The 23505-nt window shown below is 40.3% G+C and carries 14 protein-coding genes; 13 read left to right on the forward strand and 1 reads right to left on the reverse strand.

Annotated features, from left to right (window positions below):
* Positions 1-5 precede the first annotated feature (5 nt).
* The 9 genes from GSQ84_RS05250 to GSQ84_RS05290 all read left to right on the forward strand — a co-directional run bounded on the left by GSQ84_RS05250 (position 6) and on the right by GSQ84_RS05290 (position 15529).
* Complete coding sequence (locus GSQ84_RS05250; RefSeq protein WP_158796224.1) at positions 6-1382, forward strand: ethanolamine ammonia-lyase subunit EutB; 1377 nt, start codon at positions 6-8, stop codon at positions 1380-1382.
* 13 nt (positions 1383-1395) lie between these two features.
* Positions 1396-2160, forward strand: coding sequence for an ethanolamine ammonia-lyase subunit EutC (eutC, locus tag GSQ84_RS05255; RefSeq protein ID WP_158796225.1), 765 nt, complete (start codon positions 1396-1398; stop codon positions 2158-2160).
* A 995-nt stretch (positions 2161-3155) separates the two neighbouring features.
* The gene (locus GSQ84_RS05260) at positions 3156-6347 is read left to right on the forward strand and encodes a SusC/RagA family TonB-linked outer membrane protein (RefSeq protein WP_158796226.1); all 3192 of its coding nucleotides are present in this window, start codon (positions 3156-3158) and stop codon (positions 6345-6347) included.
* Positions 6348-6352: 5 nt separating this feature from the next.
* Complete coding sequence (locus GSQ84_RS05265; RefSeq protein WP_158796227.1) at positions 6353-7957, forward strand: SusD/RagB family nutrient-binding outer membrane lipoprotein; 1605 nt, start codon at positions 6353-6355, stop codon at positions 7955-7957.
* Positions 7958-8089: 132 nt separating this feature from the next.
* Positions 8090-11401 carry a VCBS repeat-containing protein gene (locus tag GSQ84_RS05270; RefSeq protein WP_216848878.1) on the forward strand — a complete coding sequence of 1104 codons (3312 nt, stop codon included), beginning with the start codon at positions 8090-8092 and terminating at the stop codon, positions 11399-11401.
* Positions 11398-12723 carry a vanadium-dependent haloperoxidase gene (locus GSQ84_RS05275; protein ID WP_158796228.1) on the forward strand — a complete coding sequence of 442 codons (1326 nt, stop codon included), beginning with the start codon at positions 11398-11400 and terminating at the stop codon, positions 12721-12723. The genes GSQ84_RS05270 and GSQ84_RS05275 overlap by 4 nt, the downstream gene beginning before the upstream one ends.
* A gap of 2 nt (positions 12724-12725) precedes the next feature.
* Positions 12726-13517, forward strand: coding sequence for a hypothetical protein (locus GSQ84_RS05280; RefSeq protein ID WP_158796229.1), 792 nt, complete (start codon positions 12726-12728; stop codon positions 13515-13517).
* 156 nt (positions 13518-13673) lie between these two features.
* Positions 13674-14258 (forward strand): RNA polymerase sigma factor, encoded by a 585-nt coding sequence (locus GSQ84_RS05285; RefSeq protein WP_158796230.1) that lies wholly within the window; start codon positions 13674-13676, stop codon positions 14256-14258.
* Positions 14255-15529 (forward strand): outer membrane beta-barrel protein, encoded by a 1275-nt coding sequence (locus tag GSQ84_RS05290; RefSeq protein ID WP_158796231.1) that lies wholly within the window; start codon positions 14255-14257, stop codon positions 15527-15529. Before GSQ84_RS05285 ends, GSQ84_RS05290 begins: the two co-directional genes overlap by 4 nt.
* Here the strand turns inward: GSQ84_RS05290 and GSQ84_RS05295 are convergent, their stop codons facing one another.
* Positions 15530-16216 carry an FkbM family methyltransferase gene (locus GSQ84_RS05295; protein ID WP_158796232.1) on the reverse strand — a complete coding sequence of 229 codons (687 nt, stop codon included), beginning with the start codon at positions 16214-16216 and terminating at the stop codon, positions 15530-15532.
* Between the two features lie 202 nt (positions 16217-16418).
* Between GSQ84_RS05295 and GSQ84_RS05300 the strand changes: the two genes are divergently transcribed.
* The 4 genes from GSQ84_RS05300 (at position 16419) to GSQ84_RS05315 (ending at position 23401) form a co-directional block, all read left to right on the forward strand.
* Positions 16419-16994 carry an RNA polymerase sigma-70 factor gene (locus tag GSQ84_RS05300; protein WP_158796233.1) on the forward strand — a complete coding sequence of 192 codons (576 nt, stop codon included), beginning with the start codon at positions 16419-16421 and terminating at the stop codon, positions 16992-16994.
* A 93-nt stretch (positions 16995-17087) separates the two neighbouring features.
* Entirely contained in the window at positions 17088-18272 is a 1185-nt protein-coding gene (locus GSQ84_RS05305; RefSeq protein WP_158796234.1) for a FecR family protein, read from the forward strand.
* A 259-nt stretch (positions 18273-18531) separates the two neighbouring features.
* Positions 18532-21768: a TonB-dependent receptor gene (locus GSQ84_RS05310; protein WP_158796235.1), complete on the forward strand. Its 3237-nt coding sequence runs from the start codon at positions 18532-18534 to the stop codon at positions 21766-21768.
* Positions 21769-21778: 10 nt separating this feature from the next.
* Positions 21779-23401, forward strand: coding sequence for a RagB/SusD family nutrient uptake outer membrane protein (locus tag GSQ84_RS05315; RefSeq protein WP_158796236.1), 1623 nt, complete (start codon positions 21779-21781; stop codon positions 23399-23401).
* The last annotated feature ends 104 nt before the right edge of the window (positions 23402-23505 follow it).

Raw genomic sequence — 23505 nt, forward strand, 5'->3', positions numbered from 1 at the left:
TTATTATGGCTTACCAACATACCATACATCAGCAGGTTTACAGATTTAACGACCTGAAAGATTTGCTAGCCAAGGCCACCCCCTTCAGGACGGGTGATGCGCTTGCAGGAATCTGTGCCGCAAGTTATGAAGAACGGGTTGCAGCCCAGATCACTTTAGCAGACGTTCCATTGAAAACCTTTCTAAATGAAACGGTTATCCCATATGAAACAGACGAAATTACACGTCTGATTATTGATAGCCATAACAGCCAGGCATTTCAGCCGATAGCACATTTAACAACAGGTGAATTCCGCGACTGGCTGCTAAATGAGGAAACCGATGGCTTAGTTCTGCAACAGTTAAAGATGGGAATCACCCCGGAGATGGCGGCAGCAGTATCAAAATTAATGCGGAACCAGGACCTGATTGCCGTAGCAAAAAAATGTGAGGTGGTTACCTGTTTTCGGAATACCATAGGCTTAAAGGGACACCTGTCTACACGTTTGCAGCCGAATCATCCAACAGACGACCCTAAAGGTATTGCCGCAAGCATTATAGATGGCTTATTGTATGGAAGTGGTGATGCCGTTATCGGCATTAACCCGGCTACAGACAGCCCTGCAGGAGTGATGAACTTACTGAATCTAATTGATACCGTGCGTCAGCAGTTTGACATTCCAACACAATCCTGTGTGCTGAGCCACATTACCACAACTATTGGTTTAATTAACAGCGGGGCCCCTGTTGATCTGTGCTTTCAGTCGATAGCCGGCACCCAGCAGACCAATACGAGTTTTGGTGTTAACCTTGCTTTACTGGATGAGGCTTACGATGCTACCCTATCGTTAAACCGGGGAACAAAAGGGAATAATGTGATGTATTTTGAAACCGGACAGGGAAGTTCATTGTCTGCCAATGCACACCATGGTGTGGACCAGCAAACCTGTGAAGCGCGGGCTTACAGTGTAGCCAGAAAATATAATCCTTTGCTGGTAAATACCGTTGTGGGTTTTATCGGCCCGGAATATTTGTACGACGGAAAACAGATCATCAGGGCTGCACTCGAAGATCATTTTTGCGGAAAGTTATTGGGTTTACCCATGGGCGTAGATATATGTTATACAAACCATGCTGAAGCAGATCAGGACGACATGGATAATCTGCTCACTTTACTGGGTGTTGCGGGCTGCAATTTCATCATGGGCATTCCAGGTTCGGACGACATCATGCTCAATTATCAGTCTACTTCCTTTCATGACGCTTTATACCTTCGGAAAGTACTTGGTTTAAGACCCGCTCCCGAATTTGAGCAATGGCTGATCAAACAGGGGATTACAGATGAAAAGGGAAAGCTTGCGCAAACCCAGCTGATGACCAGGATGATTGATCATTTATTTTAATTAAATTTATCACATGGAGAAAAGAGAGCCTGCTGCGGTTAAGATTAATGATCCATGGAATTCTTTAAAACAGTTTACAGATGCAAGAATAGCTCTTGGACGCGCAGGCAGCAGTATTCCGCTAAAACAGGAACTGGAATTTAAACTGGCCCATGCCCATGCAAGGGACGCAGTATATTCTTTATTGAACAATGAGCACCTGATAAAGGCAATAAGTCCTTTGGACCTCCCTCTATTACAACTCCATAGCCAGGCAGGAAACCGCCAGCAATATTTACAAAGACCCGATTTGGGAAGACTCCTGGATAATACCTCCAGTCAGCTGGTAAAAGACTATGCTAATGCTAATGATATCTGCATTATCCTTGCCGACGGGCTATCTGCAGGCGCAATCAATGACCATGCCGCCGAACTGCTGGAAAATCTGATCCCTTTACTTAAAGGAGTAAATTATAAATTATCTCCAATATGCCTGGCCGGACAGGCACGGGTGGCTATAGGTGATGAGATCGCTTATGGCTTGCAGGCAAAATTCTCCGTGGTACTGATTGGTGAACGCCCGGGGTTGAGCGCTGCCGACAGTATAGGGGCCTATCTTACGTATTATCCTAAACCAGGGCTTACCGACGAATCAAGAAACTGTGTGTCTAACATCAGAAAACAGGGCTTATCTTTTCACCTGGCAGCAGAAAAAATATTCTATCTCATTCAGGAAGCTTTCAAAAGAAAATTATCAGGTGTAGAGCTTAAAGACAATGCAGGTTTATTGGACAGCTGATTGTTAATCATCTTCTACACCTACCCCCTATCCTGAACACCCAATATCTCTATCAACAGCTTTCGCCCGAAAAGGAAGAATATTTTTAAAAAAAATAGATTATTTGTAATTATATAGTTACATTAGATTTAAATTCTGACAATCTGATAGAATTCCAATAAATAATTGTATGCACTCTTACTTATTTGAAAAATTAATTAGTAAAACAACCAATAAAATACCTGCTTTTTAAAATAAATTCTAGTCAAAAACAAACCAAATTTCCAAAACAGTTAAACTATTTATTTACCAAATTATAGCCGCTAAAAAAGCTTATTCCGGAATACCATCGATTGCATCGAAATATTCCCAAGAATAGAAACCAGATATTTTACTATTTTAATTTTGACATATAGTAGTACAACAGAATTTAGTCACTGTTAAACCACATTTAATCGTGCTCTTCAGCAAATAATTGAAATGTTTTTAAAAAAATTAAAAAATAATAGATAATTTGTAAAAATAAAGTTACTTTAGTTCTCGACAACAATAAGACACGGAATTTTACGGTACAATTTTCAATAAAACAGTTAAAATTTTAAAAGAAAAAAATTAAAAAGAACCTAAATAAGACAATTACCTAAATAATTCATCCTTTAAAAGGAAGGTGATTGAAAAAAATTGATAAAACCATTTAGCCAACATACCTAAACCAACAGAAACTATTATTTGCCTATGAAATAACGTTACTTTCCCCTCTGCACATCATGAAAAGGTATTTTAAGCTAGTCCGTCTTGGACTGGAAGTAAATCCTACTGCATTCATCCGACAAAACATTGACCTCTTATACCTAACTATTATTTACCTCTTATTCCTAATCTATGAGATAACGCTACTTGCCCCTCATGTAAATATCTACAGAAGATAGTTGCATCCCGGACCATTGTCTTGGTCTACAAAATAGAAATCTGCAACATAAGCAGAGCACATCATTAACCCAACAATGTAAAAAAATATGAAAATAAATAATAACCTGCAGAATGCAATTGCTAAACAGGGCTTCCCAAAGCTCCGTTTGACAGCAAAATTTGCGTTCGCCTCCTTATTGTTTTTTAATCTGGACGCCTCAGCTACAGTTAATGCACGGAAAGTAATTTTTAAACCAACAGTCTATACTGCGCTTACACCATTCAGTAAGTTAGCAGACCAAACTATCTCAGGAAAAGTACTAGATGAAACAGGCCAACCATTAGTTGGTGTTTCAGTAAAGGTTAAAGGCGCCACTAAGGGAGCAACAACCAATGCTGAAGGTACGTTCACGATTTCAGCTCCTGATAATGCTGTCCTGATCTTCTCTTACATTGGATATAATCCACAGGAAGTATCAGTAGGTGGTAAAACAAAAATCACAGTTAATTTAGTACCAAACTCTAAAGACCTTCATGAAGTAGTAGTAACAGCTTTGGGTATTGTAAAAGATGCACGTAAAGTAGGTTATGCTGTAACAACAGTAAAAGGTGAAGCATTAAGTACAGTAAAAGAAACCAACGTTGCCTTATCTCTTGAAGGTCAGGTTGCTGGTTTAAGTATCAACGGTACCAATGGCGGTCCGGGTTCATCAGCAAGGATCCTGTTAAGAGGGGTAACAAGTTTTGGTGCAGGTTCTCCATTATTTGTTATCAATGGCGTACCAATGGATAACACACAAAGAGGTTCCGCTTCAGAATGGGGTGGTGCTGATTATGGTGATGGTATCTCTAACATCAGTCCTGATGATATCGAAAGCATGACCGTACTAAAAGGTCAGTCGGCTTCCGCTTTATACGGTTCACGCGCGGCTAATGGTGTAATTTTAATTACAACAAAAGGCGGCAAGAAAAATTCAGGTATCGGTGTAGAATACAGTACTAACTATCAGATAGATAAAGCAGTAGATAACACTAATTTCCAATCTACTTACGGACAAGGACAATACGGAGCAAAACCAGCAAGTGTAGCTGATGCCTTAAACAGCGGAAGTTTAGCATGGGGCCCGGCGTTAGACGGTTCATCTGTTCTTCAGTTTGACGGTAAGAGTTATGCTTACTCAAAAACTGACGATAACTATCTGAAATTCTACAATACAGGCCATACTTACACCAACACACTCTCACTTGATGGTGGAGGTGAAACAGGTACGTTCCGTTTATCAGCAACTACGCTGAGCAACGCTTCTATTGTTCCAAACAGTGGTTTATCAAGAAAAACATTCAATTTCAGCGGAACACAGGATGTGACTAAACATTTAACAGCTGCTGTAAACATAAATTACATCGACGAGTTTGCTAAGAACAAAGCATCTTTAAGTGATGGTCCGGGTAACCCGAACAACGTTACTTTCTTGGCTCCCAACGAAGCTCAATCTATCCTTAATCCAGGAGTTTTGGCTAATGGAAAAGAGCAATCGTTTACTAATGATATTTATGTAACTAACCCATACTGGGCAGCAAATGAGTTTATCACTAACGTAGGCAGAAAGCGTTTAATTTCGTCGATGTCCCTGAAATATCAGGTTACTGACTGGATCTATGCACAAGCGAGATTAGGCTATGATAACAGTAACAATACGGTTGTACACGTTGAACCAACAGGAACTGCTTATCTGAACACTAATGGTAACATGTCACAATCAACAGGATCGATCACAGAGTTAAACTCTGATGTTTTATTAGGTGTGAAACATGACATTGTTAAAGATTATTTAAACTTTGATGTGAGTGCCGGTGGAAACATTCGTACCAATACTACTGATCAATACAATATCAGTGGAAACAATGGATTTATTATCCCTTATTTCTACAGTTTAACCAACTTTGGTAGCAGAAACAGCAATTATACTTATGCGCAGAAACAAACAAACTCTGCTTATTACACTGCTGACTTTAACTTCAAAGATTACCTGACATTAAGTACTACAGGCAGATATGATGTTTATTCTACTTTGCCAGCCGGTAATAACAGTATCTTCTCTCCATCAGTATCTGGTAGTTTTATCTTCTCTAACCTGGTAAAAATTCCAGCTTTGGATTATGGTAAATTGCGTATGTCATATGCTCAGACAAGTGGTGAGCCTACTAATATCTATGGTACAAACATCTACTATAATGTGGCTAACTCTATCAATGGAGTAAGTTCAGGAACTTTCTCTCAATCACTTCCAAACTTATTTTTAAAACCTTTCACCCTGAAAGAATTTGAAGTAGGTACAGAATTGAAATTCTTAAAAGGAAGATTAGGTTTTGACGTAGATTATTTTGCACGTAAAACTAAAAATGAAATTATCAGTTCTTCTATTGATATCTCTTCAGGTTATACTAGCCAGTACGTTCCTACAGGATCTACTCAAAACAGAGGTGTAGAGATCGAAATTAATGGCACACCAGTACGTACCAGTGATTTTAGCTGGTCACCATCTTTCAACTTTACTTATGTAAAGAACAAGATTTTAGCTACAGACGCCAACAATTCAGATCAAACTCTTGGAACATACCGTCCTTTAAATGCCAACCTTGCACTAGTTGTAGGAATGCCTGGTCCACAGATCATGGCTTACGACTACCTGCGTGATGCTAAAGGAAACATCGTTTACGCTGCCGGCATTCCACAAAGAGGTGCCTTGAAAGCTATGGGATCTACAGTTCCTAAAATCTACGGTGGTTTTACCAACAACTTTACTTACAAAAAATTCAGCTTGTCTGTACTGACTGATTACCGTTTTGGAAACAAAATCTTATCAGGAACAAACTACTATAGTATCTATCGCGGAGAAAACCAGATCACTTTGAACAGACCAGCAAGTGGTACGATCACAGGTGCCGGTGTAAATGCAGATGGAACAGCAAATACTACAGCTGTGAAAACAGAAGATTACTATCAGGGATTAGCACGTAACATCTCTTCATTAGATGTTCTTGACGGAAGCTTCATTAAACTTCGTCAGGCTAGCTTTGGATATACTTTGGGTAAAGATCAGTTAAACAGGACTCCATTCAGCTCTATTACATTCAACCTGGTTGCCCGTAACATCTGGACAATCATGAAACATTCTGACAATATTGACCCAGAGTCGACTTTCTCTTCAGACATCAGATATGCAGGTATCGAGGGTACAAGTTTACCATCAACCAGAACATACGGGTTTAGTTTAAAAATTAATCTTAAAAAGTAACAAACATGAAAAAACGAATCATATATAGTTCCTTACTTATAGCTAGTTCTTTTTTTGTAAGTTGTACAAAAGACTTTACTGCTAAAAATACGGATCCAAATCAGACCACAGCAGCATTATTTAATCCAAATTTCCTCTTATCACAGTCGCAAATGTCTTTTGGACAAACTGGATATGATCAGTTGCTGTACCAAAGTATGTGGGCACAAGGCTTAGCCTCTACTTACGATTATTATGGTAATGGTGATAAATATGTGTACAGGGGAAGTGGTACAGCTTACCAGGGCAGAACCTGGAGCTCAGGCTACAGCGCAGCAACCCTGACCTATGAAATGAAGAATTTGGTAAAAGGCAATGCTGCTTATACAAATTTGGATAACATTGGTACCATCATGAATATATTCATCTTACAACGTGTAACAGATGCTTACGGAGATATTCCTTACTCACAAGCGTTACAAGCAAAAACAGGCGTTACTACTCCTGTATTTGATACACAGAAAGATATCTATACTTCGATGTTATCTACATTGGTAACCGCTACCGCAGCTTTAGATGTTGCTAAAGATAAACCAACATCAGATCTTTTCTATGGTGGTGATATCACAAAATGGAAAAAACTAGGTTACTCGCTGATGCTAAGATTAGCGATGCGTTTAACTAAAGTTGATCCAACAACAGCACAGAAATATGCTGAATTAGCTTACGCAGGCGGTACAATGGCTGCTGTTACTGATAACGCTAAAGTATATGCTGATAATGCAGATAGTTATTCAAACAGTGATGCGAATGCATTATTGGTTACGGATGATTTTAGAGAAGTTCGCTGGTCTAAAACATTGATGGATTACCTGCAGGCAAATGCTGACCCTCGTATTTCTGCAATCGGAGAGATCGCATCAGGTACTGGTAAAGCTGCAAACCAGAATTTAGCTGCTGGTATCAATACTGCCAGTTTACAAATTGGTATGCCAAATGGTTACGACCAGAACGGTGGTACTACTGATATCTCTAATGCACCTGGATTTCCTGGCGCAACTCCTGCTGATCCAGCGGTTGCAGGTGATGCACCTGCACCAGATGGTAAATATTCTAGACCAAGATTTTTGGTTTACGAAGATAAGAGCCGTGCAAACTTCCTGTTAACTTATGGTGAATCTGAATTGTTGTTAGCGGAAGCTGCTACAAGAGGATGGGCTACAGGTGCTGCTACAACTCACTACGCAAATGCATTAGCTGCAGACATGTCATCTTTAGCACAACTGAACGCCAGTCCGGTAGCTACTGTTGACGCAGGAAGCATTGCGACTTATGTTGCTGCGCATCCGTTAAATCCAGCTACAGCTTTACAGCAGATCAATACAGAATACTGGGTAGCAACAGCTACTTTGTTCAACTTTAATGAGAACTGGAGCAACTGGAGAAGATCAGGATTCCCTGTATTAACACCAGTAGTTTATTCAGGTCAGTTTACAGACGGAAGTATTCCAAGAAGAATACCATATCCAACAGGTATCCCTTCTACTAACCCAACAAATTACAGTGCAGCTGTTGCCCGTCTATCTGGCGGAGACACTTACATTGCAAGAGTATGGTGGGATAGCAAATAGTTTTTATCCATTACCTAATAAAGAAAAAGGAGACGGTAACCGTCTCCTTTTTCTTTAATTAAAATTTAAGTTCAAACATCAAAATTCAGGGATTAATCCTGTATATTAAGAGTTTAATTTATAAAATTGTTTATGCCTAAACATCTAACACTCTTCAATAAAAAGGTATTTTTAAGGTATAGCGTTTTAGCTATCCTCTTATACGGCAATAGCTTTATGGCTTCTGCTCAGCAAACGCTGTTTCAAATTGTACCTTCCCAGCAAACCAATATTCATTTCAATAACGCGATCAATGAAAACGAAAGCCTGAATGTGCTTTCTTACGAATATTTTTATAACGGCGGTGGTGTTTCCGTTGGTGATATCAACAATGATGGCCTGGAAGACCTGTTTTTTACAGGTAATATGATGCCAAATAAACTTTACCTTAATATGGGGAATATGAAGTTTAAAGACATTACTAAAGAAGCCTGCAAAGGATTGGAAGGCCGCTCAGGCGGATGGAAAACCGGGGTAACGATGGCCGATGTAAATGGCGATGGTTTCATGGACATTTACATTTGTTATTCGGGAAAAGTAGACGCTGATAAACGCAGAAACCAGCTATTTATCAATAATGGAAATTCGACATTTACAGAAAGATCAAAAGAATACGGATTAGACGATCCTGGTTATAGTACACAGGCCGTTTTTTTTGATTATGACAATGATGGCGATCTGGATATGATGCTGCTAAACCATAACGTCAAGAAAATTGACAATATGGAATTTGCACAGGTACGCAATGAAACGGATGAGCTAGCCAGTAATAAATTATTTGAAAATAAGGGCAATCACTTTGTAGATGTTTCTAAAAAAGCGGGTATTATCCAAAATCCACTCACCTTTGGCCTCGGTATAGCTATTGCTGATATTAACCAGGATGGATGGCCGGATATCTACGTGACCAATGATTACAATGAATCTGACTTTATGTATATCAATAACCACGATGGTACATTTACAGAAAAGTCAAAAGAATATTTAAGGCACATGTCGCACTTCTCTATGGGTGTAGATATCGCCGATTACAACAACGATGGTCTTCCCGATATTCTTACACTGGATATGCTGCCGCAAGACAACCACCGGCAAAAATCCCTGCAGCTGGAAGAAAATTACGAAACTTTTGAACTGATGCTTAAACAGGATCTTTACAAACAATACATGCGCAATATGCTTCAGCTGAACAATGGCAATGGAACATTTAGTGAAGTTGCACAGTTAACCGGAGTTGCCGCTACCGACTGGAGCTGGTGCCCCCTGATAGCCGATTATGACAATGACGGTTACAAAGATATTTTTATCACGAATGGTTATCTGCGTGATTATACCAATAAAGATTTTTTACGCTATTGGGGCGATTATAAAATAAAGAAAGCGATGGCAAAGGAGCCCTTTCTGTTGATGGATCTAATTAAAGCCATGCCTTCAACTAAGCTGCCCAACTATATATTTAAAAACAACCACGACCTCACTTTTACAAATAAGCAGCAGGAATGGGGAATGACTAACCCTACCATTTCCAGTGGCGCCGTGTATGCCGATCTGGATAATGATGGCGACCTTGACCTGATAGTCAATAACATTAACGAAGAAGCTACTGTTTACAAAAACACCAGCCGGGAAACTACGGCCAACTCCTATATCAGCATCAAATTAAAAGGCCAGGGTGCCAATACCAATGCTGTAGGTGCAAAAATCTATGTATATACCAAAGAAGGTTTACAGTACCAGGAAGTGAACCCTGGGCGTGGTTATTTGTCGAGCGTTTCCAGCAAATTGAATTTCGGACTCGGCAAGCAGAAAACAATTGATTCTATTCGAATTATCTGGCCGGACGGGAACAGACAGCTCCTACAGGATGTTAAACCTGATCAGCACCTGGTGATTGATTACCAGCCCGACAAACCGGACCATAAAAAGAATAAGGTTAAGATCAATGCGCCATTATTTACCAAAGCAGAGCCCTTATTAACTTACAAACCTGCCGACAATTACATCAATGATTTTAAACGTCAGCTGGTAATGTTATTTATGTATTCGAAAACCTCTCCGGTGATCGTAAAAGCAGATGTAAATAAAGACGGAATGGAAGACCTCTTTATCAGTGGCGATCAGCTTTCACCAGGAAAGATCTTTACGCAGCAGAAAGATGGTAAGTTTAAGTCAGTTGATCTGCCCGGCGGAGAGCAAACCTCAACCGTATCCGCAGCGGTGTTTTTTGACGCCAATGGGGATGGGTTCCCTGACCTCTACCTGGTTAAAGGAGGTTATGCTTTGTATAATCCCAACACCCAGGATTTACAGGATCAGTTATTTTTAAATAATGGAAAGGGAGAGTTTAACGATGCCCCTCTACCGGCAGTCAATGCCAATAGCAAGTCTTGCGTCCGTCCCTGCGATTTTGATGGCGATGGAGATATTGACCTGTTTATAGGTGGACGCGTAATCCCGGGACAGTATCCTGCGACGCCTAAAAGTTATCTATTGGTCAACAACGGCAAAGGTATTTTCACTGTTGAAGACGTTCCTTTCGCTAATGCAGGTATGGTAACCGATGCCCAGTGGATTGACCTCAATAAAGATGGAAGGAAGGATTTGATCATCTGCGGAGAGATGATGCCCATTAAGGTATATATGAATACAAAAGCTGGTTTTGTTGACCAGACTGATCAATACTTCGGCAAACCAGTAAATGGTTTCTGGTCTTCGCTTAACGTAGCAGATGTTGACGGTGACGGCAGTCCCGACTTAATTGTAGGAAACCTTGGCTTAAATTCACCGATCAGGGCTACTGAACAACAGCCAGCAGAAATGTATTACGCCGATTTTGATGGTAATGGCTCTATGGATCCATTTTTCAATTTCTATGTTCAGGGCACCAGCTATCCATTTGTAAGCAGGGATGAGCTCAATGACCTGATCTACCCTATGCGTAAAAAGTTCAATTCCTATAAAGCCTATGCTGATGTGACGATGAAGGATATCTTTACACCTGAACAATTGGCAAAAGCAGGAAAACTAACCGTCGATAATTTACTAACTAGTTGTTATTTAAATAAAAATGGCAAGTTTATCGCTACGGCACTACCCTTACAAGCGCAGTTCTCCCCTGTTTACCAGACATTGGTTAAAGACTTTAACCATGATGGAAAAGAAGACCTCCTGCTTCTTGGAAACCATTTTGATAACCGCCTGAAGTTAGGCAGCATGGATGCCAATTATGGCTGTTTGTTAACTGGTGATGGAAAAGGTGGTTTTAAATACCTCAGCCAAACCGAAAGCGGGCTTTCTATTACAGGTGATGTAAAGTCTGCCCTGGAAATAAAAATCAACGGAACCAATTACCTGATGATTGGGATTGCCAATGCACCGGTTCAATTTTATCAAGAAACAAAATGAAGACGCGTAACCTCTTAGTCGTAGCACTCCTTTATAGTGCCAATCTGTTTGCCCATGCCGCAAAATCCCTGCCGGATTACCTGGAAATCAGACCTGTTATCAACGCAGTTAATATGGTGATGATACATGATGTGGTTAGCCCGCCTGTGGCCAGCCGCTATTATTCTTACATCATGCTGGGGTCCTATACCATTGTCTCTCAGAATAACCAAAAAGTGCCCGCACCTTCATCATTTATCTCCCGCTTTCCAACAAACATCACCACAGACGTTAAAGGTTATGATTACCGGATCGCTGCTATTTATTGCGTACTGGAAACCAGTAAAATTATGCTGCCATCTGGTTATCTATTGCAGGATGACGAGGACACTTATGTGGCCCTGCTCCGAAAAAATAAAATCAGTGAGATTATTATTACACAATCAATAGAGCTGGCTAAACAGATCGCTGCACAGGTGATTAATTTTTCCAAAACAGATGGTTATGGTAAATTAAGCGGTAAATTAAGATATACTCCGAAAAAGGGTGATGCTTACTGGTATCCCACTCCTCCGGCCTACCTTGATGCGGTAGAACCTAACTGGACGACTATAAAACCATTAGTGCTCGACTCTTCTTCGCAGTTCAAACCCACTCCGGCTACCCCTTACAGTAAAGACACGACCAGCAATTTTTATCATCTTGCCAGACAGGTTTATGATGCTTCAAAAAACCAGACACCGGAGAGTTTGAACAAAGCAAATTTTTGGGATTGTAATCCTTTTGCGGTAACTACCTCAGGCCATATGATGATTGGTTTTAAGAAGATCAGCCCCGCCGGGCACTGGATGAATATTGCTTGTTTAGTGGTTAAAAAAGCGAATTTAGGCTTTGATCAATCCATTGTAGTAGTTACCATGGAGTCTATTTCCCTGATGGATGCCTTTATTGCCTGCTGGGATGAAAAATACAGAAGTAACCGGGTACGGCCTGAAACTTATATCAACAGGAACATAGACCTGAAGTGGAGGCCTGTATTGCAAACCCCTCCATTTCCTGAAAACACCAGCGGACATGCGGTGGCTTCAAATGCTTCGGCAGCTATGCTTACTTATCTGCTGGGTGATCACTTTGCCTATACCGATGATACCGAGATTCCATTTGGCTCGGGCATCCGCAGTTTTACCTCTTTTACACAGGCAGCAGAAGAAGCTTCCATATCCAGGTTTTATGGAGGAATCCATTTTATGGACAGCATCAAAGCAGGCAATAAACAAGGTAAGGACGTTGCGGGCTACATCATCGAGAAAATTAAGAAGGCGGGCATTACCAGGCAGAATTAGACATGAAAAAGTCGTTTTCAACCCAACAAAGGATATACTATACACTTCGTGTGACGTCTGCAATGTGTTTTATTGGTCATGGGGCATTTGGGATCATCACTAAAGCCATCTGGGCCAATTACTTTGCAGTTTTTGGAATTGGCCATGATATGGCATACCAGCTCATGCCTATGGTAGGTACAGTTGATATTATTTTAGGTCTGATACTCTTATTTTATCCTATTAGAATCATTGCAGCATGGCTGGTCATATGGGCTTTGCTGACGGCGTCCTTCAGGCCTCTTTCCGGGGAGCCTTTTGGAGAATTTATAGAGAGAGCGGGTAATTACGGAGCCCCATTTGCGCTGTTGCTGTTATGTAACACCGGCCAGGGCTTAAGGTCCTGGTTCGAGAAATTAAAGACTCCTATGGTACTTCAGGATGGTCAGCTAAAAAATATACAGCTCAGCTTGAGAATTACTGCATTTTTATTGTTCGCAGGCCATGCCTGGCTTAATCTGATCGGTAAAAAAGGTTTGCTGGGACAGTACGCGTCCCTTGGTTTCCATGATGCACACGAGGTTGCCTTTACCGCAGGGATCATCGAACTGATAGCCGCATTGCTTTTGTTGATTCGTCCATCAAGACCTATATTGGTGATATTTATCATCTGGAAAATGGGAACAGAACTTTTTTATCCGCATTACGAAATTTTTGAATGGATTGAAAGGGGCGGCAGTTATGGTGTTTTGCTTGCCTTATGGTTTTCGCTTGCGCCTATGGAGCGAGAAATTTTGCCTCCGAACGGTAAGTAGTCAAGGATATGTTGGTGATTTTCAATCGCCAACAATAAAAGTTGATTTAAAGGAAATAAAAATCATTAAAATAAAATACATTTAGCCACACGTTTACCTCAAACCCTGCGTAATTAATGCAGAGAACCTATGAGTAGCGGATTACTAAACGTATGAATGAATCTATTTGCTAAGCAACACTCCAAGCTGATTAAAGGCTGTAAGGCTAATGAACGCTTAGCTCAGGAGGATTTATATAAATTATTTTATGCCGAAATGCTGCGTGTATGCTATCGATATTTGAAATCAGATGAGCTGGCTAAAGAAGCGCTTAATAACGGATTTTTAAAGATATTCCAGCATATAGCTACATTTGATGAAAATAAAGGCAAGTTAAGTACCTGGATAAAGACCATTATTGTCAGAACGTGTATAGACCTTGGGAGAAAGGAAATCAAATTTAATCACGAAAATACCATAGAAGATGCTGATCATGTTTTTATCGCTCCGGAAGTTCTGGATAAACTTTATGCAGAGGATCTTTTAAGCTATATCCGTAAATTGCCAGCTGCGACACAAATTGTTTTTAATTTATCTGTTATTGAAGGATATTCCCATAAAGAAATAGGCGAACAATTAATGATCAGCGAGAGTACTTCAAGATGGCATCTTTCAGCAGGAAAAAAACAACTGAGGGCCATGCTGATGTTACCGGGAAACCATATCGATCCGCCAACTGATAATTATAATAAGGCAACATGAGAAATTCAGCATGGTATCGTAAACTCTGGCGTAAAAAGCTGGCAGAGCTTCCCTTAAAGGAGGATGCAGGCTCTGCATGGGCAAGCATGAAAAATATGCTGGATACACAAATGCCTGTTCACGGTGGAGCCTCACCGGGCACACACATCGCAGCGAAATCACTGACGGCAAAAATAACTTCCTCTTTATTCTTTGCTCTTCCTGCTGCTGCGATGATCAGTACAGTTGTTTATTTTTCAGTTCCTCAGCACACGGGTAAAAAAAACACCAAATCAAAAAAAGAAAGGCGTCATTTTTCTGCAGATAGCTTAAATCATAAACAACTCCAATCGGCCCAGGCAGATTCTGACTTTCTTCAAATTTCTGATCTCTTAAAAGCCGACAGTATAAAAAAGATAAAGATTATTGAAAAGGCAAAAGCAGAAGGGCAAATGAAAGAAGAAAGAGGATTACAGTATGGCACAGCTTCGTCTTACGGAGCCAATAAATCTACTATAGATACTCAGGATACAGCTACAATTGGTGTTAAAAATGTATTGGCGAGACATCAATCGTCCATGTTTCAAAAAGACAATCGTACATATGCCTTACTCCTGCCAGCACAACTTGAACCCATTGAAGATAAATTTTTCAGGAAAATTAAAACAAAGAAGACCTCCTTTGAACCAAAGAAGATGACAACTCCTTTGTTTGATTATGGATTAGAGGCAGGTCTGAATAAAGGTAACAAAAACAGTTTTTATTTTGGGATTTTTGGCAGCTACGGACTAAGAACACGCTGGCTTTTAAATGGAGGACTGAGAATAGTTACCTCTGAGGCACTCTCTGGCAGCTATACTTCTTCTCTTATAAAGTCCCGACCGGATACGACGCAAGTGCTTAAAGTGACGGACAAGAGAAATATAGCGGTCATGACTATTCCCCTCACTGTTTCATACCGGATATCAAATATAATTAGTTTGAATGCAGGACCCCTCATCAGCTTCCCTATCAAACAATCCGGTATAAATTACCAGTTTGCAACCTTAACAAATTTAAAAGATACCATACCCGTTATTAAACAGGGAGTAGATTCTACCCTAAAACATACTACTGTAAATAAAATAAATATTGGATTTACCGGTGGAATAAGCATTCGTATTAAACAGTTTTACCTGGATGCCAGCTATCAGCAAAATTTAACGCCTTATAAAGTAAGCAGTGACCTTGGTAGTTATCAATCGTATAACCATTCTTTACAGTTAGGTGTACACTATAAATTTAAAAAGTAATTAGTGTTGTTTGAGCTTGAAAAAAGACGTTCTGCTGGTTTTGGCAACCAATTGATAATTTCTGGCTAATAAATAGTTATAAACATCAGAAATGGCCAAATCTTCGAGCGTTATTCTCACCTCAATCATAATAAATAAAGGGATATACTTATTCCAATCATTGGATTTTAAAACCTCCAGATCAAGTCCTTCTGCATCTATATTTAAAAAATCTATTGTTGTGCCTGCAGGCAAATAATTATCCAGTATTTTTGACAAGGGCATGGTTTGTACAGGAATAATCTTTTTTATACGGTATCTTTTAGCTGCAGCGATGTTTTCTGAAATTTGCTTATTGAAACTGTTTAAAGCGGGTTCATTAAAGCAATAAAATGGAAGTTCTCCCATTGCAGTATTTATTCCAATATTAAGATTGATATCCCTTTTACGCAAAAGCTTAAATATTTTTATGGCTCCAGGGGTTGGTTCTATGTTAATACCCCTCCAGCCACTTTGATAAAAGTATAATGTATTTGAAAAGCGATAAGGATGAAAGGCACCTACATCAATATAAAAGCCTTTGTAATGTTTACGGTTTTCATAAAATGACCGGTAAACCATGTCTTCTCCTTCCTGCGAGTAGGATTTATGAAAGAAAAAATTATCTATAGGAAATTTCTTTTTTAATAGTTGTAGGATAGTGCCCATCGAGTAGTGATATAATTAATCAACACTAGTAATACGGTGGAAAGAAATCAAACGCTTGTAAGGGATAAAAATTTATTAAATCAGGGGAAATGCTATCCTGTAAATGTTATATCATACATTTACTTTTTTCGCTTTTGTAAATTCGATAGTGGATATCTAACTATTTTTTTGTTATTTGTAATAACACCTCAAATAATTATGTATGGTCACAGATAATTGGGAAAATAATTTACTACTTCAGATTGCATCGGGAAACCAGTTTGCCTTCCGTAAATTATTTACAATGCACCATCAGCATTTGGGTAATTATATTTTTCGAATTACCGATTCTATGGAACTGGCAGAAGAAATTGTACAGGATGTGTTTATGAAAATCTGGGTTAACCGGGAGAAACTTACAGACGTCAGGAACTTTAAAGCATATCTGTTCGTAATCTCAAAAAATCAGGCATTAAATTCCCTTCGTAAAATAATGAAGGAGCGTGCGCTGATCACCAATTTTGAAAATATATTAAATCAGGATCAGGAAGACAATGATCTGAGTGAGTATTACCGTTTAATAGACGAGGCTATAGACCAACTGCCACCCCAACAGCAAAAAGTATATCTGCTGAGCAGGCACAGAAGACTTAAATACGTTGAAATTTCTGATGAAATGAATATTTCCAGTGAAACGGTAAAAAAGTATTTAAAGATTGCCAACTCTTCCATCATTGCCCATGTACGCGCAAACATGGAATCTATACTGCTTTTGCTAGTACTTTATAAGTATTTATAAAAAAAACAGAAAGCTATACCCCCTTTTTATCATCCCTTGTGTCTTTAGTCAGTAGCCCACAGCTATTATCCAAATAGAACTGATTAACATCATATGGACACATCTAGAGAAAGAATCACTTACTTGTTTAAACTGTATGCAGAACATACAGCTACGCAGCAAGAAATTGATGAACTCTATAAATTAGTTTGTGAATCTCCTGATGATGAACAGCTCTCTATGCTTCTACAAGATCTTTGGGAAGATGCAGCTACCGAAAAACCACTTTTCTCTCCAGAAAAAACGGAAGAGATTTTAAATTCTATTCTTAAAGTGGAAGCTGAACAGCCTCTCCTGACAAAAAAGAAGGCTAGCTTTTCTTTCCTGCTGAAAGCAGCTGCAGCAGCCATTTTACTAATGACTGGTTTTTTTTATTTCCACCAAAGAAACCCGGCTCTGGTTGTTAAAACGGTTAAGCACAGCCCTAAACAGGATATCCTTCCCGGAGGAAACCACGCAATTTTAACTCTGGCAAATGGTAAAACGATCAAATTAGATCATATCCGGAATGGAGTTTTGGTTGAGCATGATGGTTTACAGATCACAAAGACCGGCAGCGGACAATTGTTATACAACCTTACTGCAGTAACGGGTAAACCAGATGATGCAGAAAATATGATTTCTACCCCTAAAGGCGGGCAATATCAAATACTCCTGTCTGATGGTACAAAAGTATGGCTAAATGCCGCCTCGTCGCTTCGTTTCCCTGTCTGCTTTAACCAGCAGTCAAGGAAAGTGGAGCTGACAGGTGAAGCTTATTTTGAAGTGGCAAAAAATCCAGCTCGCCCTTTTATCGTTAAAACAGCCAATACATCCATCAAAGTGTTTGGTACCCATTTCAATGTAATGGCTTATCCCGACGAAAGCACCTCCAAAACCACCCTGCTGGAAGGCAGTGTTAGTGTAAGCAGTGCCACGGCTTCAGATCTGATTAAACCTGGAGAGCAGGCTCTACTGAATCAAGATGGCAAGATCTCGATCCAGAAACACATTAATGAACGCGAAGTAATGGCATGGAAGAACGGCAATTTCAGTTTTGAGGATACCGGGATACAGGAAGTAATGCGTCAGGTTGCCCGCTGGTATGATGTAAGCGTAGTTTATGAGGGTAAAATACCCACTAAAAGGCTTACGGGAACGCTTTCACGAAATGTAAATGCTTCTACCCTGTTCAATATGTTGAGTTATACAGGCATAAATTTCAGAATTGAAGAAAAAAGAATTATTGTGACGAATTAACCAAATAAAGATCAATCTATGATAAACCTAATAAATACCGAGCTATGAAAAAAAACCGACCCTAAGATTAAGCAATAAAATCTGGCTGAAAAAAGCAGAAAACCGGGAAGTGTTCGCAGCACTTTCCCGGAAAAAAGTCAGGTTCACATTCGCTGCATGATGAATGAACTAAATGTTTAACTAACCAAACAAATGTATGAATTTTAATGCTAAGGCACGCCCTATAGCCTGGCCACTCCCGGCCCAAACTATTTTAATCATGAAATTAACCGTCGTTATTTTTATTGCGGCGCTCACCCAGGTAAGCGCTGCAAGTTATAGCCAGGTTGTCAGTATCCATCAAAAAAAGGTTTCTGTGGAAAAGATCCTGAACATCATCGCAGAACAAACCGGATACAGCTTACTTTACGATAAACAGGATATCGCTAAAGAGTCATTGGTCAATATCGATCTGGATAATGCCAGTATCGAAAAAGCCCTTGATGAATGCCTCAATAATCAGCCCTTGTCCTACAAAATTATTCAGCAGACCATTGTTTTGAGAAGGAAAGACGATTTGAAAAATGGGCGGAGCGTACAGAAAGTGGGCGGAACAATTACTGATGATAAGGGACAGCCATTGCCAGGCGTCAGTGTAAAAGTAAAAGGAACTACAGTTGGTACCGTTACAGATGCCAATGGGAAATATGCCCTGATCGCCGAAGGTAATTCGACGCTGATTTTTAGCTCCATTGGATTTGCCGTTCAGGAGATAGCCATCAATAACCGTACACAGATCGATGTTAAGCTGGCTGAAAATAACCAGGCGCTGACCGAGGTTGTGGTAGTTGGGTATGGTACGCAGAAAAAAGAAGAACTCACCTCGGCCGTATCCAATGTAAAAGCTGAAGATTTTAACCAGGGAGGCTCCAAAAATGCAATGGACCTGATACAGGGAAAAGTTGCTGGTTTGACCATTACCAGAACTGGCGGTGGTGACCCTAACTCTGGTGTTTCTATACAGTTGCGCGGGGTAACCTCGCTGACTGGTGACAGAAGCCCCTTAATTGTTATTGATGGTATTCCGGGAGGGAATCTTGACCTTTTGCAACAGGACGATATTGAATCGATGTCTGTACTGAAGGATGGTTCTGCCGCGGCAATTTACGGAACGCGTGCCAATGGAGGGGTTATTTTGGTGACCACCAAAAAAGGGAAAAAAGGCCCTGCAACTTATGATTATTCCACATACTTTTCCAGGGATTATTTACTTAAAAAACCTGATTTCTTAGATGCGGCAGGTTACCGCTCTTTAATCAGCCAGGGGCTGGTGAATAAACAATATGACAATGGCTCTTCCTCAGATTTTTATGGGGCATTGCTGGATAAGAATAATCTCACCCAATACCATAACCTGGCACTTTCGGGTGGCGGTGAAAATGCAACTTACCGGGCTTCGGTTTTCTATAACGACTTGAATGGTATTGCTCAGCAAAATACCCGTACCAATTACGGCACCCGTTTAAGTGTTACGCAAAAAGGCTTGCAAGGCAAATTAAGTGCACAGATCAATCTGGCGACAAACTATAATAAAGCGAATTTGCTGGGCGGAAATTCTGCAGATAATCCTTTGGGCATAGGTACAAATTTTGATAACGCTCTGGTGCAAAACCCTACAGATCCTATCTATAACCCAGATGGTAGTTTTTACCAGGATCAAACTTACCCCAACCAGATCGCACGCCTGGCCCAGGAAAAATATACCAGGGACCAGCAAACTACTTCTGGAGATGCAAAACTTACGTTAGAAATCATTAAAGGGTTAAAAGCTTCTATTTTCGGCTCTATACAGCGAAATGCATATATAGATGACCTATATTATGATCAGGGTTCCTTTGATTCGCAAAAGGGCTATATGCTAAATGGAACCGCTATTAATGGAACCGGATATGCCTATAAATACTCTTACCTGGAAAAAAATTACGCTGTAGAGCCTACCCTTGAATACACAACCACCATTGCGAAGGACCATAACATTGATGTGATCGCTGGTTATAGCTATCAATACAACAATACCGAAAATTTTTACGCTGAAAATTCAGGCTTTGCCAATGATGTTTTCGAGGATAATAACCTCAATGCTGGTACTTTTCTTACTGATGGAAAAGGAGGCCTTAACAGTTTTAAGGAAGACAACAAACTAATTGCATTCTTTGGAAGGGTAAACTACAATTACAAAGACAAGTATCTGCTGGAACTGGTATTACGTCATGAAGGCTCCTCCCGTTTTGGTGCAAACCACAAATGGGGAAATTTCCCTGCGGCATCAGCCGGATGGAATATCACCAAAGAAAGTTTCATGAACAACATTAAAGCGATCAGTAACTTAAAACTAAGAGCAGGAATTGGTGTAACGGGTAATCAGGGAATCCCTAATTATCAATCACTCGTTACGCTGGGTACAGGTAATTACTATTTGTTCGGCATCGATCCAAACGGCGGAGAAACATGGAACCAGACTTATGGCCCAAGCAGAAACCCCAATCCCGATCTGAGATGGGAGAAGAAAACGGAAGTAAACGTAGGCTTGGATTTTTCCCTTTTCAATTTTCGTCTGAACGGTACTTTAGATGTATATAAACGTAAAACGACCGACCTGCTGGAAAATTATAATACCCAGCTTCCCTCTTATATCCAATCTACGATTTATACCAATGTAGGCGCCATCCAGAACAGCGGAGTGGAACTGAGCCTGAACGGGGTGATCCTGAAAAGGAAAGACTTCACCTGGAACTCAACCGTTACAGCAAGTACTCAAAGCAGTAAGATGCTGAGCTTTTCAAATGATATCTACAATATAGATTACCTTGAATTTGGCCCTATAAGTGGTAATGGTGCGCTGGGTAACGCCATCCGGACGGTAGCAGGTGGTAAACTGGGTGACTTTTTCGGTAAACGTTTTGCTGGATTTACATCAACAGGAGACTGGCTTTTTTACAATGCTAAAGGAGAAAAAGTAAGTGCAGACGTCATCACTGATGCCGATAAAACAGTAATTGGAAATGGTATTCCAAAATATTATGCTTCCTGGACCAATACTTTCAAATACAAACAATTTGACCTGACAGTTTTCTTACGCGGTAAGTTTGATTATGACATACTTAATACCACGGAGCTTTCTTATGGAAATAAAGTAGCCTTACCAAACAACGTTCTGGCTTCGGCCAATACTACGCATAAGGATTTAAACGGATCTTATCAGTTTTCAGATTATTACCTGGAATCAGGCAGTTTTGTGAAGCTGGACAACGTTACTTTCGGCTACACCTTTGTGCCTAAAACCAAATATATCCGTAACCTGAGAGTTTACGCAAGTGCCAAAAATGTGGCTACCATCACCGGCTATAAGGGAGTAGATCCTGAGGTAGAAGATACTGGGTTGGCGCCAGGTATTGATAACCACGGTGTATATCCCCGAACCAGAACATTCACTTTAGGACTTAACGTAGGTTTTTAAATTCAAGAACATGAAAAGACATTACAAACTATCAGTTTTCTCTTTACTGATCCTACTTGTACTAGGCAGCAGCTGTACCAAACTGAATGAAAACGTATACAGCGAGATAACGAGCGACAATTATTATAATAACCCCAATGAGGTATTATCGGCAGTGCTCAGGCCTTATACCCATGCCGGTGCATGGGCTGCCCCTACTGGTCAGCAAAGTGCTTACAGACTTAATGAGTTATCCGGAGATCAGCTGGCCTGGCCGGTAAAAGGAGTTCATGGTTATGACAATGGCGACTGGATCCGTCAGCATTACCACACCTGGAACTCACTCGAAGACAATATCTGGAATCCATGGAGTTTAATGTTTACAGGGATTGGTTATTGCAACGACCCGATCACTAACCTGATGGCTTATGATTTGGGCCGTATGGGAATTACAGCTGTACAAAGAGATCAATATGTTGCTGAACTTAAAGTATTCCGTGCCTGGCATTACCTGAAACTGATGGACCTTTATGGAAACATCCCTGTAGTTACCCAGGTTGGAACTCCATTGAGTCCGCCGACAGAAAGCCGCGCACAGGTTTTCGCTTTTATAGAAAGCGAACTGAAAGCCAATGTAGACCTGTTACCTAAACTCTCCCAGCAATCTGTAGGAAGAATTACACAGGCCGCAGGTTATGCCATGCTGGCTGAACTCTATCTGAATGCAGAAGTATGGACAGGAACAGCCAAATGGGATGAATGTACAGCAGCGTGTGATAAGATCTTAACCGGACAGACCGGAGGGCAGAATGGTGCGGCTACGCTTGATCCTAACCTAACTGTTACCTTTAGCAATACCAACACAACCTCATCGACCGAAAACCTGTTTGTACTGGCTTATAATTATCAGCTAACTACTACCAGGATTGGCTGGAATAGTGATTTCTTTCACTTCAATCAAAAGTATATTTATGGCGGCGATGCTAATGGAAATGATGGTGTAGTAGTTATTCCAAGCGCTTATGATGCCTTTGCAGACAATGACCTTAGAAAATCTACCTGGATGCTCATTGGCCCGCAGTATTATTTTACAGACCCCAAAAAACCGGTTACAGGCAGTTACGAATATAAAGATCAGCCGCTGGTTTTCGTAGATAATATTCAGCGGAACAGTGAAGGTTCTACTGTGTCAAGCATGACTACAGGTGAAGAAAACAGCGGGGCTCGTTTTAACAAATATAGATCAGGCCCTTCTACGGATGCCAATTACTGGAGTAATGACTGGGTGATTTACCGTTTAACTGATATTTATTTCTATAAAGCTGAGGCTTTAATGCGCAAAAATGGAGGTACTGCCACGGGTGATGCTGTAACGTTGATCAATACCTGCAGGAAAAGGGCCTTCGCTGATGCCGACTGGCAGGCTGCAGCATATACCACAGGGTCATTAACGATGGATGAATTGTTAGCAGAACGTGGAAGAGAATTTATTTTTGAAGGTAAAAGGCGCACGGACCTGATCAGGTTCGGTAAATTCGTTACCGCAGCATGGTGGGACCATACCCCAAGCAATAATAAAAATCTGAATGTTTATCCTATTCCAAACAGACAGCTTACTGCAAATAAAAATTTAGTACAGAATCCGGGTTACTAGTAATTCGCAACAAATTTTAAAAAAAAGTCCTTTAAACTTAAGTTTGAAGGACTTTTTTTTATGGCTAACTTATGCTAAAGCGGCAAGCTGTTAGTTAATGTGCT

This window comes from Pedobacter sp. L105, from assembly GCF_009765875.1.
Taxonomy (GTDB): Bacteria; Bacteroidota; Bacteroidia; order Sphingobacteriales; family Sphingobacteriaceae; genus Pedobacter.